Here is a 16,243-nt window from a genome sequence, read left to right on the forward strand (position 1 = left end):
AGGGCAATGGCGCCCTGCCCGTCCGGCCCCGCGGCCGCACCGGCAGGGCGCTTTTTTTTGGAAGCGAGCATGAGCGGCAGCCTGCGCACTGTGGATACCGTCTGCCCCTACTGCGGCGTCGGCTGCGGCATGACCCTGCATGTGGACGGCGAACAGGTGGTGAAGATCACCGGCAATCGCGAACACCCCAGCAACTTCGGCCGACTGTGCACCAAGGGCTCGTCGGCCCATGTGGCGCTGCGCCAGTCTGGGCGGCTGGAACACGCCTACGTGCGGACGCGGCGCGACCAGGACCCCGCGCCCCGTCCCATGCAGGAGACCTTGCGTGACGCTGCCACGCGGCTGCGCGCCATCGTCGACGCGCACGGGCCCGATGCGGTGTCGCTGTACGTGTCGGGCCAGATGTCGCTCGAAGCGCAATACCTGGCCAACAAGCTGGCCAAGGGCTTTATCGGCACCAACAACATCGAATCGAATTCGCGCCTGTGCATGGCCAGCGCCGGCAGCGGCTACAAGCTGTCGCTGGGCGCGGACGGTCCGCCCGGCTCGTACCAGGACATCGACCGCGCCAAGCTGTTCCTGGTCATCGGCGCCAATATGGCCGACTGCCATCCGATCCTCTATCTGCGCATGATGGACCGGGTCAAGGCCGGCGCGCGCCTGATCGTGGTGGACCCGCGCCGCACCACCACGGCCGAGAAGGCCGGCCTGCATCTGGCCATCCGGCCCGGCACCGACCTGGCGCTGCTCAATGGCCTGCTGTACCTGTTGCACCAGGCGGGCAAGACCGACCCGGCCTTCATCGCCGCGCACACCGAAGGCTGGGATGGCATGCCGGCCTTCCTGGCGGACTACGCGCCCGAACGGGTCGAAGCCCTCACCGGCATCCCCGCGGCGCAGCTGCGCCAGGCCGCCGACTGGATCGGCGCGGCGCCCGACTGGATGAGCTGCTGGACCATGGGCCTGAACCAGAGCACGCACGGCACCTGGAACACCAACGCGCTGTGCAATCTGCATCTGGCCACCGGCGCGATCTGCCGGCCGGGCAGCGGCCCGTTTTCGCTGACGGGCCAGCCCAACGCCATGGGCGGCCGTGAAATGGGCTACATGGGGCCTGGCCTGCCGGGCCAGCGGACGGTGCTGTCGGCCGACGACCGCGCCTTTGCCGAAGCGCGCTGGGGCGTGCCCGCCGGCACGCTGCACACGCGGCTGGGCGGCGGCGCCATCGACCTGTTCCAGCGCATGGCGGCCGGCCAGGTCAAGGCCTGCTGGATCCTCTGCACCAATCCCGTGGCCAGCGTGGCCAACCGCCAGAACGTGGTAGCCGGGCTGCGCGCGGCGGAGCTGGTGATTGCGCAGGACGCCTACCTGGATACCGAGACCAACCGCTATGCCGACATCCTGCTGCCCGGCGCGCTGTGGGCCGAGGCCGACGGCGTGATGATCAATTCCGAACGCACGCTGACCCTGATGCCGCAGGCCGTGCCGCCGCCGGGCGATGCCCTGCCCGACTGGCGCATCATTGCCGACGTGGCCTGTGCCATGGGCTATGGCCACGCGTTCAGCTATGAAAGCGCGGCCCAGGTGTTCGACGAAATCGCCGGCTTCGCCAACCCCGCCACCGGGTACGACCTGCGCGGCGCCAGCCACGCGCGGCTGCGCGAAACGCCGCTGCAATGGCCCACTGCGCGAGCCGATGGTCCGGCCCGCAATCCCATCCGCTACCTGAACGACGGCGTCAGCCAGACACTGCGCCAGGATGATGCTGGCGGCGCGCCGCCGCGTCTGGCGTTCGCCACCGCCAACGGCCGCGCGCGCTTCTTCGCCCGGCCGCACACCGATCCCGCCGAATTGCCGGACGCCGACTACCCGATGGTGCTCAACACCGGACGCCTGCAGCACCAATGGCACACCTTGACCAAGACAGGCAAGGTGCCGATGCTGAACAAGCTCAATCCCGGCCCCTTCGTCGAGATCCATCCCGACGACGCGCGTGCGCTGGGCATCGAGGCGGACGACCGCGTCGAGATCCGCTCGCGCCGCGGGCGCGCGGTGCTGCCGGCCACGATCACCGACCGGGTGCAGCCGGGCCAGTGTTTCGCGCCGATGCACTGGAACGATGTGTACGGCGACGCGCTGTGCGTCAACGCGGTCACCAGCGACGCGATCGATCCGATCTCGCAGCAGCCCGAGCTGAAGTTCTGTGCGGTGGCGCTATACCGCGTGGCAAGCGCGCCGCGCCAGCCGGCGATACTGCGGGAGGCGGCGCCGATGCAGGCCGTCGAGACGGCCCAGCTCGCGGCGACGGACGCCGGCGGCGGCGTCAGGATCATCGGCCCGCGGCCCCGCGTGACGCTGTTGTGGGCGTCGCAGACCGGCAACGCCGAATCGCTGGTGGAGGACCATGCCACGGCGCTGGCCCAGGCCGGCTTCGATCTGCGCACCGCCTGCATGGCGGACGTGTCGCTGGACGCCTTGACTGGCGGCCAGTACCTGCTGCTCATCAGCAGCACCTTCGGCGACGGCGATGCGCCCGACAACGGCCAGGACCTGTGGCGGGCGCTGGCGGCGGCCGACGCCCCTGCGCTGGCGGCGTTGCGCTATGCGGTGCTGGCGTTGGGCGACAGCAACTACGACGCCTTCTGCGGCCACGGCCGCAAGCTGGACGCGCGGCTGGCGGCGCTGGGCGCGCAACCGCTGCTGACGCGGGTGGATTGCGATACCGACTTCCAGGCGCCCGCCCAGGCGTGGCTGCAAGACGTCATCGCCGCCATCCGCGCGGCCGACGCCACGCGGCATACGCATCCGGCCCATGGGGTGCAGCCGGATGACGTCACCGCCACGCTGTCGGCCGAGCCGGCGGGCGCCACGCCTGCCCAGCCCGGCGCGCGGCTTCACGCAAGCGCGTCTTCCGAGGCTCCGGCTCCGTCCAAGACTCGCCCGGTCATGGCCCGCCTGGTGCGCAACCATCGCCTGAACGCGGCGGGCGGCGCCAAGGACACGCGCGCGTTCGCGCTGGACATCACCGATGCAGGCCTGGTCTACGAGGCCGGCGATGCGCTGGGCGTCTGGCCCGAGAACTGTCCCGAGCTGGTGCTGGAACTGCTGGCGCAGACACGCCTGCCGCCCGATGCCCCCGTGTCCGTGCCCGGCGCGGGCGACATGCCGCTGGCCCAGGCCTGGGCCCTGCATTACGAGATCGCGCGGCCCGCCCCCGCCGCGCTGGCGCTGATCGCCGAGCGCACGCGCGACCCGGGCCTGCGGCACCTGCTGGCCGACGCGCGCCGCGCGGACCTGCAGCAATGGTTGTGGGGCAAGCAACTGGCCGACGTGCTGCACGCATATCCGGCGGCGCTGTCGGCCGAGGAATGGCTGGGCGTGCTCAAGCGCCTGCAACCCAGGTTGTATTCGATCTCGTCCAGCCCCAAGGCGCATCCCGGTCAGGTGCATCTGACCGTTTCCGCCGTGCGCTATGACAACGGCCGGCGCACCCGCAAAGGAGTATCGTCCACCTTCCTGGCGGACCGCGCCGGCGATGCCGACGTGCCGGTGTTCGTGCAGGCGTCGCGCCACTTCCGTCCGCCCCAGGCCGGCGACACGCCCATGATCATGGTGGGCCCCGGCACCGGCATCGCGCCGTTTCGCGCATTCCTGCAGGAACGGCAGGCGCGCGGCGACCGCGGCCGCAACTGGCTGTTCTTCGGCGAGCAGCATGCCGCCAGCGATTTCTACTACCAGGACGAGCTGGAGACGTTGCGCCATCAAGGCCTGTTGACACGCCTGGACCTGGCTTTTTCGCGCGACCAGGCGGCCAAGGTCTACGTGCAGGACCGCATGCGCGAACATGGCGCGCTGCTATGGGCCTGGCTGGAAGCCGGCGCGCATTTCTATGTGTGTGGCGATGCCGGCCGCATGGCCAAGGACGTGGACGCCGCGCTCAAGCACGTGGTGGCCCAACAGGGCGGCATGGATGCCGACGCGGCCGCCGCCTATGTCTCCCGGATGGCCGCGGACAAGCGCTACGTGCGGGACGTGTACTGATCGGGCGGATCCAGCGGATCCGCGGAATCGTGTGACGCCTCGGCCGTCCGTCCCGCGCCCAGGCCCATCCCCACGCCCATGCCGGCCGCGGCGCCGCCGCCGGCACCGCCCCCGCCGCCCTTGCCGCCGCCACGCGCCTCGCCACGGGCATTGCCGTCGCTCTTGGCGCGTCCGGCCACCGGGCGGGTCGGCCCCTGCCTGGGGATGTCCAGGCCCACCGGCACGGGCTCCAGGTCCAGCACGCCGCGAATGAAGTCGCGCAGGGACACCACCAGTTCGGCGGTCTGGATGCTGCGCCCCGCCGTCAGGTCGGACGCGGCGCGGGCCGCCAGCCGCACCTGTTCTTCAGTGCCCAGCAGAATGATGTCGGACAGCGCGGACTCGACCGCGTCGCGCACGCGCCGCCGGCGTTCGCCGCCAGGCGCGTCGGCGCTTGCGGCGTGTTCCGCATCCGGATCGGCAGCGGGATCGGCATCCGCCTGCGCCGGCGGGCGGCGCAGGTCGCGCAGATGGGTCGGATCCACCGCCAGGTTGCCGGTGAACGACCCGCCCAGCGTCTTGTACGCCGCGATCAGCGTGCGCAGGCGCTCGTTGATCTGGCGGTTTTCGCGTTCACGGCGTTGCTGGATGGTCTGCATGACCAGCAGGCGGATCCCCACCCCGATCAGGGTGATGACCGCCAGCCCCAACAGGGTGGACAACACGGCTTGCCAGGAACTGAAGTCGAGATTGCGCATGCAAGTCCTTGTTCCCGGCTACCGGGATCAGGGCGCCGGGTTCGGGTGGCGCACGTGGATCTGGTCAATCGCCTTCAACACGTCGGTGGACAGCTCCACGCCGACGCTGTCGATATTTTCCTTCAATTGATCCAGATTGGTGGCGCCGATCAGGTTGCTGGCGACGAACGGGCGCTGGTTGATCCAGGCCAGCGCCAGGTGCGTGGGCGAAATGCCGTGCTGGCGCGCCAGTTCGACGTATTCGCGGGTGGCGGCCTCGGCCTGGGGATTGCTGTAGCGCGTGAAGCGCGTGTACAGCGTCAGGCGCGCATTGGCCGGACGGGCGCCGTCCAGATACTTGCCGCACAGCATGCCCATCGCCAGCGGCGAATAGGCCAGCAGGCTCACGCCTTCGTGGTGGGAGAATTCGGACAGGCCGATTTCATAGACGCGGTTGAGCAGGCTGAACGCATTCTGGATGGACGCGATGCGCGGCAGGCCAAGATTGTCGGACGCCTTCAGGAACTGCGACACACCCCACGGCGTTTCGTTGGACACGCCGACGTGGCGCACCTTGCCGGCGCGCACGAAATCCTGCAATACCGACAGAGTCTCTTCGATCGGCACGGTGTGTTCGTCCTTCACCCACGGATACGACAGCTGGCCGAAGGTGGCGGTGCTGCGGTCGGGCCAGTGCAGCTGGTACAGGTCCAGGTAGTCCGTCTGCAGGCGCTTCAGGCTGGCGTCCAGCGCTTCGGTCAGGTTCTTGCGGTCCAGGAAGGTCTTGCCGTCGCGGATGTGGCCGGGGCGCTTGGGGTCGCGCACCGGGCCGGCCACTTTGCTGGCCAGCACGATATCCTGGCGGCGCTTGCTGCGGGCCAGCCAGGTGCCGATATAGGTTTCGGTCAGGCCCTGGGTTTCGGGCTTGGGCGGCACCGGGTACATCTCGGCCACGTCCACCAGGTTCACGCCGCGCTCCAGCGCGTAGTCCAGCTGCTGGTGGGCTTCGGCCTCGGTGTTCTGTTCGCCCCAGGTCATGGTGCCCAGGCCGATCAGGCTGACGTCCAGGTCGGTACGGCCGAGTTTGCGGTATTTCAAGTTCTGCTCCGTGCGGAATCGCTCTAGGGAACGGCTACCTTACCGCAACTCGGTTGGCGTTTTGCTGACGGCGGCCGGCCGTTGGGCCATCCCGTGGACGGCCGCCGGCGCGCCTCAGTCCCAGACGGCGGCCAGGCCGTCGGGGTTGACCTCGCGGCCATTGCGGTCCAACGCGGCGATCTGCGCCATGTCGTCAGCGGTCAGGCGCAGGTCGCGCGCCAGCAGGTTGCTGGCCAGGTTCTCGCGCTTGGTCGACGAGGGGATCACGGCAAAGCCGCGTTGCAGCGCCCAGGCCAGGGCCACCTGCGCCGGCGTGGCGTTGTGGCGCTGCGCGATCCGGCCGATCACCGGGTCCTTGAGCACCTTGCCGTAGGCCAGCGTCATGTACGAGGTGATGTGGATGCCCTGTTCCTGCAGGAAATCCACCAGCTTGGGGCTTTGGAGATACGGACTGAGTTCGATCTGGTTGGTCGCGATGGCGTCCTTGCCCACGGCGGCGATGGCTTCGCGGGTTTCGGCAATGGGAAAGTTGGAAATGCCGATCTGGCGGGTCAGGCCCTGTTCGCGGGCGTCAGCCAGCGCCGCCATGAATTCGGCCACGGACACGCCGTTGCCGGGCGCGGGCCAATGGATCAGGGTCAGGTCGACGTAGTCGGTGCGCAGCTTGGCCAGGCTTTCCTTCAGGCTCGGCACCAGCTTGGCACGGCCATAATTCGGCACCCAGATCTTGGTGGTCAGGAACAGGTCGCCGCGCGCCACGCCGCTGGCCTCGATGGCCTGGCCGACCTCGGCTTCGTTTTCATAGATCTGGGCGGTATCGACGGCGCGGTAGCCCACGTCCAGCGCGTTGCGCACCGAATCGATGACAACCTGGCCCTGCAGGCGGAACGTACCCACGCCAAAGGAAGGGATGCTCATGTAAAACTCCGGGTAAGGTTGGAATGGGTCCAGTGTGCCCGCCCAATACTTGCGGAATAAGCCCTGTATCAGCGAAATACTTTTGCTATAACGTCAAATATGAAGACAACACTCGACGAAATGCAGGTCTTTATCGCGATCGTGGACAGCGGCTCGATCACCGCCGCCGCCGACGTGCTGCAGCAGACCATTTCCGCCACCAGCCGCACCATGAGCCGGCTGGAAGAAAAGCTGCAGACCACCCTGATGCGCCGCACCACCCGCCGGCTGGAGCTGACCGAAGAAGGCCGCGCCTACCTCGAGCAGGCCCGCAAGATCATCGCCGCCGTCGAAGAAACCGAGGAACTGATGACCGCGCGCCGCAACCAGCCTGCCGGCCGTCTGCGCGTCGATGCCGCGTCGCCCTTCATGTTGCACGTCATCGTGCCGCTGGTGCCCGGCTACCGCGAACGCTATCCCCAGGTCGAACTGGAACTGAACAGCAATGAAGGCAACATCGACCTGCTCGAGCGCCGCACCGACCTGGCGCTGCGCATAGGCAGCCTGAAAGATTCGTCGTTGCACGCCGTGCCCATCGGCCGCAGCCGCGTGCGCGTGCTGGCCAGCCCCGCCTACCTGGCGGCGCATGGCACGCCCAAGCGCGTCGCCGATCTGCAGGCCCATGCGCTGTTGGGGTTTTCGCAGCTGGAAGCGCTGAACGAATGGCCCCTGGCCGACAGCGATGGCGAGCCGCTGCACATCCGGCCCGCCATCCGTTCGCACAGCGGCGAAACCCTGCGGCAACTGGCGTTGCACGGCGCCGGCATCGTCTGCCTGTCCGACTTCATGACCCGCGCCGACCGCCAGTCCGGCGCCTTGCAGCAGCTGTTTGCCCGGCAGACGCTGGACGTGCGCCAGCCGGTCAACGCGGTCTACTACCGCAACACCGCGATCTCCTCGCGCATCAAGTCCTTCATCGACTACCTGACCGAAACGCTTGGGCCGCGCGGCTTCGACGAATGACGGTCCAGGGGCCTGCGGCGGTACGGCGACCGGCGGCTGGCCGTCCGGCATAATGGCCGCTTGAACACGCCACACCCCGCAAGACCATGAAGAACAGCTCCAAGGGCGGACTCGTCTATTCCACCGACGGCGGCCGGATGTGCCCGGACTGCCGGCGCCCGCTCGCCGCTTGCCAATGCCAGGCGCAAGCCCGCCCTGCTGCCGCGCCCGGCGGCGTGCGCGTCATGCGCGAGACCAAGGGCCGCGGCGGCAAGGCCGTGACCGTGGTGAAAGGCCTGGCGCTGGACGCCGACGCGCTCGCCGCATTGGGCAAGCAGTTGCGCACCGCCTGCGGCTGCGGCGGCACCGTCAAGGACGGCGTCATCGAAGTGCAGGGCGACCACTGCGACCGCATCCTGGACACGCTCAACAAACTGGGCCACCGCGCCAAACGCGCGGGCGGCTGACATCATGACCCTGAACCCCGAACTCGTCGACAGCTGGCACGCCCATGTCTATTTCAATGCCGACAGCCGCGACGCGGCCTGGGCCCTGCGCGAACAGGTCATCGCGCAATTCGGCGCGGCCGTCGACATGGGCCGTTTCCACGAACGCCCGGTGGGTCCGCACCCGCAATGGAGCTACCAGATCGCCTTCGCGCCGCCCGAGCTGCACCGGGTGCTGACCTGGCTGACACTGAACCACGGCGCGCTGGACGTGTTCCTGCACCCCAATACCGGCCAGTCGCTGCGCGACCACCGCGACTGCGCGGTGTGGATCGGCCACAGCCACGTATTGAATCTGGCTGCGCTAGGCGGCTGATGCTGGCGGCGCGTCGAACCGCGCCATCAGGAAATCAATGAACGCGCGCGTGCGCGCCGACAGGTTGCGCTTGCTGGGGTAGTACACGAACAAGTCCGCCGAGGGCAGCATGAAATCGGGCAGCACCACGCGCAGCCGGCCGCTTTCCAGGTACTTGGCCAGGTCCCATTCCGAGCGGATCAGGATGCCGTGGCCGTCCAGCGCCCAGTTCAGCACGATGTCGCCGTCGTTGCTGGACAGCGCGCCGTGCACCTTCACGGTTTCCGCGCGGCCATTGCGCGTAAAGCGCCAGACGCCGTAGGCGTCTTCGTTCTGCCGATGAATGATGCACTGGTGGCGGTCAAGATCCCGCAGGTCGGCGGGTTCACCATGCTGCGCCAGATAGCGCGGCGCCGCGCACAAAAACCGCCGGTTCGACAGGACGCGCCGCGCCACCAGCCGCTGGTCGGGCAAGGCCCCGAAACGGATCCCCAGATCCACCCCGCTTTCCACCAGATCGACCGGCCGGTCCGTCACGTCCAGCTGCACCTCGACCTGCGGATGACGCGCGGCGAATTCGGACACGATGGGCGCGATGGTGGTGCGGCCGAAACCCAGCGTGGCGTTGATGCGCAGCAGCCCCTTGGGCACCGAACGGCTGGACGACACCACGTCTTCCATTTCACGCACGTCGGCCAGGATGCGCGCGGCGTAATGCAGATAGGTCTCGCCTTCCGGGGTCAGGCTGACGCTGCGGGTGGTGCGATTGACCAGCCGCACGCCCAGCCGCGCCTCCAGTTGGGCCAGGCGCTTGGTCGCCGCCGGCGGCGTCAGGTCGAGCATGCGCGCCACCGCCGACAGGTTGCCGTGGCGAGCCAGCAGCACGAAGAATTCCAGCGAGGTCGCCAGGTCGTTATTCACAGGAAGCCACCTACGAGAGAGCGCCGCCACGACCCAGCCGTCGTGGCCCATCCGCCCGGTTTATTCACTTAAAGTTAATAAATAAGTGATTCATAGCGAATCATAAGGCGACGTCGAGCGAATAATCTAGCGCTTTCCCACCTGCCGCCCGGCCCAGGAGACACCATGAAAATCGTAGAAATCCGCGAAAAGACCGTCCCCATCAGCTCGCCCATCCGCAACGCCTATATCGACTTCAGCAAAATGACGCTGAGCCTGGTGGCGGTGGTGACCGACGTGGTGCGCGACGGCAAGCGGGTGATCGGGTATGGCTTCAACTCCAACGGCCGCTACGGCCAGGGCACGCTGATGCGCGAACGCTTCATTCCGCGCCTGCTGGAAGCCGACCCCGCCTGCCTGCTCAACGACGCCGGCGACAACCTGGACCCGCACCGCATCTGGGATGCGATGTACACCAATGAAAAGCCCGGCGGCCACGGCGAACGCTCGGTGGCCATCGGCACCATCGACATGGCGGTGTGGGACGCGGTCGCCAAGATCGAAGGCAAGCCCCTGTTCCAATTGCTGGCCGAGCGCTACGGCAACGGCCGCCCCGACCGCCGCGTGTTCGTTTACGCGGCCGGCGGCTATTACTACCCGGGTCAGGACCACAACAAGCTCAAGGACGAAATGCGCAGCTACGTCGACCGCGGCTACACGGTGGTGAAAAAGAAGATCGGCGGCGCATCGCTAGACGAAGACCTGCGGCGCATCGACTCGATCCTGGGCGTGCTGGGCGATGGCCGCAAACTGGCGGTCGACGCCAACGGCCGCTTCGACCTGGACACCGCCATCCGCTATGCCAAGGCGCTGTCGCAGTACGACCTTTTCTGGTACGAAGAAGCCGGCGATCCGCTGGACTACGAGCTGCAAGCCACGCTGCGCAATTACTACGACAAGCCGATGGCCACCGGCGAGAACCTGTTTTCCATGCAGGATGCGCGCAACCTGATCCGCCACGGCGGCATGCGCCCGGACCGCGACTGGCTGCAATTCGACTGCGCCCTGAGCTACGGGCTGGTGGAATACCTGCGCACACTGGACATGTTGCATCAGCACGGCTGGTCGGCCAGCCGTTGCATTCCGCACGGCGGCCACCAGATGTCGCTGAACATCGCCGCCGGCCTGGGGCTGGGCGGCAATGAATCCTATCCCGACCTGTTCCAGCCCTATGGCGGCTTTCCCGATGGCGTGCGGGTCGACAACGGCTATGTCACGCTGCCGGACTTGCCGGGCATCGGGTTTGAGGGCAAGTCGGATCTGATCGCCGAAATGCGCAGGCTGGCGCAATGATGCCGGGCGGCGGCTATTCCAGGACCGTGGCTTCTTGCAGATATCGTCCGGGCGTCATCCCATAGGCGCGCTTGAACATGGCGATGAAATTGCCGGGCGTGGCGTAACCCAGTGCATCGGCCACCTGGGCCACGGGCTGGCCGACGCTCAGGCGTTCCAGCGCGTGGATCAGGCGCAATTGCTGACGCCATTGCGCAAAGCCCAGGCCGGTTTCCTCGGCGAACAAGCGCTGCGCGGTGCGCGGCGCTAGGCCGGCCTGCGCCGCCAGTAATTCCAGCGGCCGGTTGTCGGCCGGGTCGTCGGCCAGGGCCCGCGTCAATCTCGCCAGGCGCCGGTCGCGCGGCCACGGCAGGTGCAGGGGTTCCTGCGGGGCGGCTTCGATCTCGTCCAGCAACACTGCCGCGAAACGCGACTGCGCCGCGTCCAGCGATAGCTTTTTCGGCCAGTCGCCCGCGCGCCGCACCATGCCGCGCAGCAGGCTGCCGACCCCCAGCACGCAAGGCGCCACCGGCATGCCCGCGGCGGCATCGGGATGCACCAACGCCACCCAGCCGCTGGCGGCGCCCGCCACGCTGACCTGATGACGCTGCCCGGGCGGAATCCAGCCCGCCCGCTGCGGTGGCAGCAACCACGACCCCGCGTCGGTATGCACGCGCATCGAGCCGCTATCCACGCCGAACAACTGGCCGCGCGCATGCGCATGCCAATCGTAGTCGCGCGAGCCCAGGCGAAACTCGTTGCCCGGCGCGTCCGCGCCATGGAAGACGTACAACGCGGGGCCGTCCAGCAGTTCGCTGTAGTCGGGGCCGGCGGACTGGGAAAGCACAGAGGTTGACGACGCTGACACGCCACGCCTTTCCAAAGATTTAGAAAGTTCTTAGATACACCTGCGCGGGCGGCGAGGTCAACTCGAATCAGGCACGTCTTTTTCGCGCCTGAGCAAGAAGGGTAGCCTGCGTTCGCACCGCGCGCCCCCCATACCTATCTTCCGACACAGAGAGACCACAGCCAAGGAAGGAATATGCCTACGACCCCACACCAAACACGACTCGACGACATGCTCAGGCAAGTTGCAGTATGGGCGCAGGACAATTGGCCCCCTAATGGACTGCTGGAGCAATACCTGTCCGGCGCCGGCAGCATCGGGCAGGCGATTATCGAGCTATCCACCATGGGTATGCGCAAATGCGGCCAAGGCCTGCTCGATGCCAGGCATGAGCAGCCTGCCAAGGCCATTCTGAACCTCGCCTCCGGCTTTGCACGCCGAGCGGTCTCCGGCACCCTCTGCATCGAGTGCCTCAAGGGGACCCAACGCATGTCCACCGCTGACCTGGACGCCTTCACCAACCTGGCGCTGGGTTGTCTCGCGCTGGGGCAGTCCGGCCTCGCCGTGCGGGTGCATCAGTCGGTCATGGCTGGCCTGCGCGGCGGATACGGCGTGCGCGACGGCCACAACCCTCACAATCGAACAACGCTACGGTATTCGGCCTTCGGGCTGGGCTTGATCGGCGACTGGCTCGGCCAACCGCTGGATCTGGAGCAACATGCGCTGCCTGCCGATCCGACATGGCAACCGCTGGTTTCGCTGTGGCGCGAGCCGGACCTGGACAGGCTGCTGCCTGCCCTGTTGATGGCTTGCGACGCCCACATCGCCCGCATCGGGCATACCGAACGCGAAGCGGAATCGAAAGACTTCGAGTTCTGCACACCGCTACTGGCCGTCCACCCCACGGAAATCCTCGCCATCCTGCGCCTGCGCGATCAGCTCGACCTGCCCAATCCCGAGCGAATTTCCCATCCCTTGATGCAGACGCCCTACGCGCGGATCACCTGCCGGGCGGCCGACCTTGTCCACGCCAACAAGCCCGACGCATTGCTGGACCGCTTCCTGGAAGTCGTGCGCCAGCGTGATCCCGACGCCGTGCCGGCAGGCTTGTAACCCCGACGGACCCAGACTGGCGCAATGGCATGATTTGTCGGCGCGTCGCCATTACCGCAAAGGCGCCATCAGGCGCCAAGCTTCAAGGGTGCCGGCGCCGCCGGCTTGCCTTGAGGACATCATGCAGAATCTCCACGTTTCCATCATCGGCGCCGGCCTGGGCGGCCTGTGCCTGGCGCAGGGCCTGGCGCGCGCCGGCATCGACTTCGATGTGTACGAGCGCGATGCGCGCACCGACAGCCGGGTGCAGGGCTACCGCCTGCGCATCGACGCGACCGGCCAGGCGGCGCTGGCGCACTGCCTGCCGCCCGAACTGAACGCCCTGTTCCAGCAAAGCTGCTCGATCCACGACAGCCCCGGCGCCATGCTGGACGCCCGCTTGCAGCCCCTGGCGCAACGGGCTGCCGGCACCTGGCGGCTGGACGACAACGCCAATTCCGCGCCCGACCGCTCGGCGCACCGGCAGACGCTGCGCGAGATCCTGTTGTCGGGGCTGGGATCGCGCGTGCATTTCGACAGCCGGGTGATCAGCCTGGATGCGGCGGGTCTACGCCTGGAGGGTGCGCCTGCGCGGCCCGACACGCTGGTGGTCGCGGCCGATGGCGTACATTCCGCGCTGCGGCGCCAACACCTCCCACAGGCGGCCCCCTTGGATACGGGCACCGTCACGATTTTTGGTATGGCGCCCGCGGGCATCCTCGGCGAAACCGTTGAGGCCACGGATTCACTGCGCGAACGCGGCCGGGGCCTGAGCGACGCGGTCCAGCCTGAGCAGCCCCGGGGTGACCTCCCCCCAGTCTTTCAGGCCGGCGCGGGCGTCGTCTTCGGCCCCGGCTACGCACTGGTACTGGATGCCATGCGGCTGCCGGCGCTGGCGCAACTGGCCGAACGCCTGGCACCCGGCGCGCGATTGAGCGATGTGCCCAGCTACCAGTATTGGGCGCTGATCGGTGAGCGCGCCGCCGTGTTGGGTGAGCTGGCGGCAGAGGCAGGCTGCGCCGACCCGGCGCACGCCACGGCCGACGCAGACATCGGCCTTCGCTGGCAACGCTTCGCCGCACGTCTCCTGGCCACGGTGCATCCCGCGCTGGCCGCAATGGTGGCTGCCAGCGATCCGGCGGGCATCGCCTTGAAGACTGTCTACCGCGCGCCCACCCTGCCTCGCTGGGCGCTGCCTGGCCTGACCTTCCTGGGCGACGCCGTGCACGCGATGAGCCCCGCGGGCGGACTGGGCGCGAACACGGCGCTGGCCGACGCCCAATCGCTGGCCAGCTTGCTGGCGCAGACGAGACAAGGCCTGCCGCTGGGGCAGGCTTTGCAACGCTATGAGGAAGATTTGCGACAACGTGGAGATGCCGCCGTACAACAATCCACGCTGGCCGCCGCGCGCATCATGGGTCGCTGACGCCGTGGGTCGGATGAACGATAATCAGCGGCTTGAAGTTGCCGTTCGACACCCGGCCCACCTCCCATCCCACTGCCAACATGCCCACGCGTTCGACACTTTGCCGTAGCCTATTTGCCACGCTCGTCCTGAGCGTGTCGCCCATGGCGCAGGCACAAGACTGCAAGGCGGACGACTACTCGCCGATCTGTACCGACATGCGGGCACAGGCCGCCTACGAGCAGGCGGATGGCGACCTCAACACGGTCTATCAGCAGGTGCTGAAAAGGCTGTCACAGCCTCGCAATGAATATATTGACTACCCTGCGCTCAAGACAAAGTTCACCGCAGCCCAGCGACAATGGGTGCGCTTTCGCGATAGCGAGTGCGATGCCTGGTATGGAGTCAATCAAGCCGGCACCGGGCGCAATGCAGACCAGATGACGTGCCTGCTCAAGAGAACGCAACAGCGAACCCAGCAGTTACAGGAGTGGCAGGCCTATTTGCCCTAGCGCGTGCAAGGCGCGCGCCAGGGCAACCCTTCAGGCCCTATCCACCCGGCAAGCCGAGTCGACCGGGCCACGCGGCATCAATGGTCGGCGGCCTGCGGTTCCAGCACCGGCGCTTTACGCGCCTTGCGCAGGAACAACACCAGCTGCCACACCACCGCGGCGCCGATCAGCGCCAGCAGCGTGCCGCTGATCGGCCGCGAGAAGAACGTGCCGAACTCGCCGCGGCTGAGCAGCATGGCGCGGCGGAAGTTCTCTTCCAGCATCGGGCCCAGAATGAAGCCCAGCATCAGCGGCGCCGCTTCCATGCCCAAGCGCAGGAACAGGTAGCCGATCAAGCCGAAAATCGCCGTGATGTAGATGTCGTCCAGGTTGTTGTTGATGCTGAACGTGCCGATGCAGCAGAAGAACAGGATCGCCGGGAACAGCACCGTGTACGGAATCTTGAACACCGACAACCAGTAGCGCACCAGCGGCACGTTCAGGATCAAGAGGAAGCAGTTGCCCACCCACATGCTGGCCACCAGGCCCCAGAACAGGTCCGGGTGGGTGGCGATCATGTTGGGGCCGGGCTGGATACCCTTGACGATGAAGGCGGCCAGCATCAGCGCCATGACGGCGTTCTCGGGGATGCCGATGGCCATCAGGGGAATGAAGCTGGTGCGCGCGGCCGCTTCGTCGGCGGCAGCTTGACCCGCCACGCCTTCGATGGCGCCGCTACCGATTTCGTCGCGGTACTTGCTGAAGCGCTTGTCGGCCGCATAGGCAGCGAACTGCGCAATCGTCGGGCCGCCGCCGGGCAGGATGCCCAGCACCGAACCCACCACGCTGCCGCGCAGCGCGCTGGGGATGATGCGCTTGAACTCGGGCCACGTCGGAATCAGCTTGATCTTGCCATTGAACGGCGTCAGCGTATTGCGGTTGTCCAGGTTCTTGACGATTTCGGCGATACCGAAGCAGCCCAGCGCGATGCTGATCAGCCCCACGCCATCCTGCAGGAACGCCAGATCCATCGTGTAACGCGCCACGCCGCTGTTCACGTCCGTGCCGATCACGCCCAGCAGGATGCCGATCATGGCCATGGCCAGGCCGTTGAGCAAGCTGCCGCTGCTGACGAAGCTGACGCAGAAAAAGCCCAGCAGCATCAGCGCGCAGTAGTCGGCCGGGCCGAACAGCAAGCCCACCTCGCCCAGCGCGGGCGCCATGGTCGACAGCACCACGATGGCCACGGTGCCGCCGATGAAGCTGGACACCCCTGCCGTGAACAAGGCCAGTCCGGTCTTGCCTTTCAGGTTCATCTGGTACCCGTCGATACACGCCACGATACTGCTCGCGTGCGGGATCTTCATGGTGATGGCGCTGACGCTGTCGCCGTATTGCGCGCCGTAGTAGATGCCGGCCAGCATGATGAGCGCGCCGCCGGTCGGAATGGAATAGGTCAGGGGTAGCAGCAGGCTGATGGTGGACAGCGGGCCCAGGCCCGGCAGCAGACCCACCAGCGTGCCGACCACGCAGCCGATTGCGCAGTACATCAGGTTCTGCAGCGTCAGCGCGTGCTCGAAGCCGAACGCGAGGTTGTTCAGGATTTCCATGGCATAGGCTC

At 67.4% G+C, this 16,243-nt stretch carries 14 protein-coding genes; 8 read left to right on the forward strand and 6 right to left on the reverse strand.

All coding sequences use genetic code 11. The features are described 5' to 3' along the window. Positions 1 to 69: 69 nt before the first annotated feature. The gene (locus A9974_RS20155) at positions 70 to 4,041 is read left to right on the forward strand and encodes a sulfite reductase subunit alpha (protein WP_183005951.1); all 3,972 of its coding nucleotides are present in this window, start codon (positions 70 to 72) and stop codon (positions 4,039 to 4,041) included. Here the strand turns inward: A9974_RS20155 and A9974_RS20160 are convergent. The 3 genes from A9974_RS20160 to dkgB form a co-directional block, all read right to left on the reverse strand. Next, positions 4,020 to 4,778, reverse strand: a complete 759-nt coding sequence (locus tag A9974_RS20160; RefSeq protein ID WP_183005952.1) for a hypothetical protein — start codon at positions 4,776 to 4,778, stop codon at positions 4,020 to 4,022. The two genes, A9974_RS20155 and A9974_RS20160, sit on opposite strands and share 22 nt — an antisense overlap. Positions 4,779 to 4,805: 27 nt before the next feature. Further along, positions 4,806 to 5,855 (reverse strand): NADP(H)-dependent aldo-keto reductase, encoded by a 1,050-nt coding sequence (locus A9974_RS20165; RefSeq protein ID WP_183005953.1) that lies wholly within the window; start codon positions 5,853 to 5,855, stop codon positions 4,806 to 4,808. 114 nt (positions 5,856 to 5,969) lie between these two features. Beyond that, positions 5,970 to 6,773 (reverse strand): 2,5-didehydrogluconate reductase DkgB, encoded by an 804-nt coding sequence (gene dkgB, locus A9974_RS20170; protein ID WP_183005954.1) that lies wholly within the window; start codon positions 6,771 to 6,773, stop codon positions 5,970 to 5,972. Positions 6,774 to 6,872: 99 nt separating this feature from the next. On the opposite strand from dkgB, the gene A9974_RS20175 reads away from it, so the two are divergent. From A9974_RS20175 to A9974_RS20185, 3 genes are all read left to right on the forward strand, one after another. Beyond that, on the forward strand, positions 6,873 to 7,775 hold the full coding sequence (locus A9974_RS20175; RefSeq protein WP_183005955.1) for a LysR substrate-binding domain-containing protein: 903 nt from the start codon (positions 6,873 to 6,875) through the stop codon (positions 7,773 to 7,775). A gap of 86 nt (positions 7,776 to 7,861) precedes the next feature. Then, entirely contained in the window at positions 7,862 to 8,221 is a 360-nt protein-coding gene (locus tag A9974_RS20180) for a translation initiation factor Sui1 (RefSeq protein WP_183005956.1), read from the forward strand. Between the two features lie 4 nt (positions 8,222 to 8,225). Beyond that, the gene (locus A9974_RS20185) at positions 8,226 to 8,576 is read left to right on the forward strand and encodes a DOPA 4,5-dioxygenase family protein (RefSeq protein ID WP_183005957.1); all 351 of its coding nucleotides are present in this window, start codon (positions 8,226 to 8,228) and stop codon (positions 8,574 to 8,576) included. Here the strand turns inward: A9974_RS20185 and A9974_RS20190 are convergent. Beyond that, the gene (locus A9974_RS20190) at positions 8,565 to 9,476 is read right to left on the reverse strand and encodes a LysR family transcriptional regulator (protein ID WP_183005958.1); all 912 of its coding nucleotides are present in this window, start codon (positions 9,474 to 9,476) and stop codon (positions 8,565 to 8,567) included. The two genes, A9974_RS20185 and A9974_RS20190, sit on opposite strands and share 12 nt — an antisense overlap. Positions 9,477 to 9,641: 165 nt before the next feature. On the opposite strand from A9974_RS20190, the gene A9974_RS20195 reads away from it, so the two are divergent. Beyond that, the gene (locus tag A9974_RS20195; protein WP_183005959.1) at positions 9,642 to 10,808 is read left to right on the forward strand and encodes a mandelate racemase/muconate lactonizing enzyme family protein; all 1,167 of its coding nucleotides are present in this window, start codon (positions 9,642 to 9,644) and stop codon (positions 10,806 to 10,808) included. Positions 10,809 to 10,821: 13 nt separating this feature from the next. Here the strand turns inward: A9974_RS20195 and A9974_RS20200 are convergent, their stop codons facing one another. Beyond that, on the reverse strand, positions 10,822 to 11,634 hold the full coding sequence (locus tag A9974_RS20200; protein WP_370539662.1) for a helix-turn-helix transcriptional regulator: 813 nt from the start codon (positions 11,632 to 11,634) through the stop codon (positions 10,822 to 10,824). Between the two features lie 195 nt (positions 11,635 to 11,829). Between A9974_RS20200 and A9974_RS29330 the strand changes: the two genes are divergently transcribed. The 3 genes from A9974_RS29330 to A9974_RS20215 all read left to right on the forward strand — a co-directional run bounded on the left by A9974_RS29330 (position 11,830) and on the right by A9974_RS20215 (position 14,643). Next, on the forward strand, positions 11,830 to 12,747 hold the full coding sequence (locus tag A9974_RS29330) for a hypothetical protein (protein WP_220806050.1): 918 nt from the start codon (positions 11,830 to 11,832) through the stop codon (positions 12,745 to 12,747). 121 nt (positions 12,748 to 12,868) lie between these two features. Continuing rightward, positions 12,869 to 14,152: an NAD(P)/FAD-dependent oxidoreductase gene (locus A9974_RS20210; RefSeq protein ID WP_183005960.1), complete on the forward strand. Its 1,284-nt coding sequence runs from the start codon at positions 12,869 to 12,871 to the stop codon at positions 14,150 to 14,152. A gap of 32 nt (positions 14,153 to 14,184) precedes the next feature. After that, a complete protein-coding gene (locus A9974_RS20215; protein ID WP_183005961.1) occupies positions 14,185 to 14,643 on the forward strand; it encodes a lysozyme inhibitor LprI family protein in 459 nt (152 codons plus the stop codon). A 77-nt stretch (positions 14,644 to 14,720) separates the two neighbouring features. On the opposite strand, the gene A9974_RS20220 is transcribed toward A9974_RS20215, so the two are convergent. After that, a complete protein-coding gene (locus A9974_RS20220) occupies positions 14,721 to 16,232 on the reverse strand; it encodes a tripartite tricarboxylate transporter permease (protein WP_183005962.1) in 1,512 nt (503 codons plus the stop codon). Between the last annotated feature and the right edge of the window lie 11 nt (positions 16,233 to 16,243).

It is taken from the genome of Achromobacter sp. UMC71 (assembly GCF_014170305.1).
Lineage (GTDB): Bacteria > Pseudomonadota > Gammaproteobacteria > Burkholderiales > Burkholderiaceae_B > Achromobacter.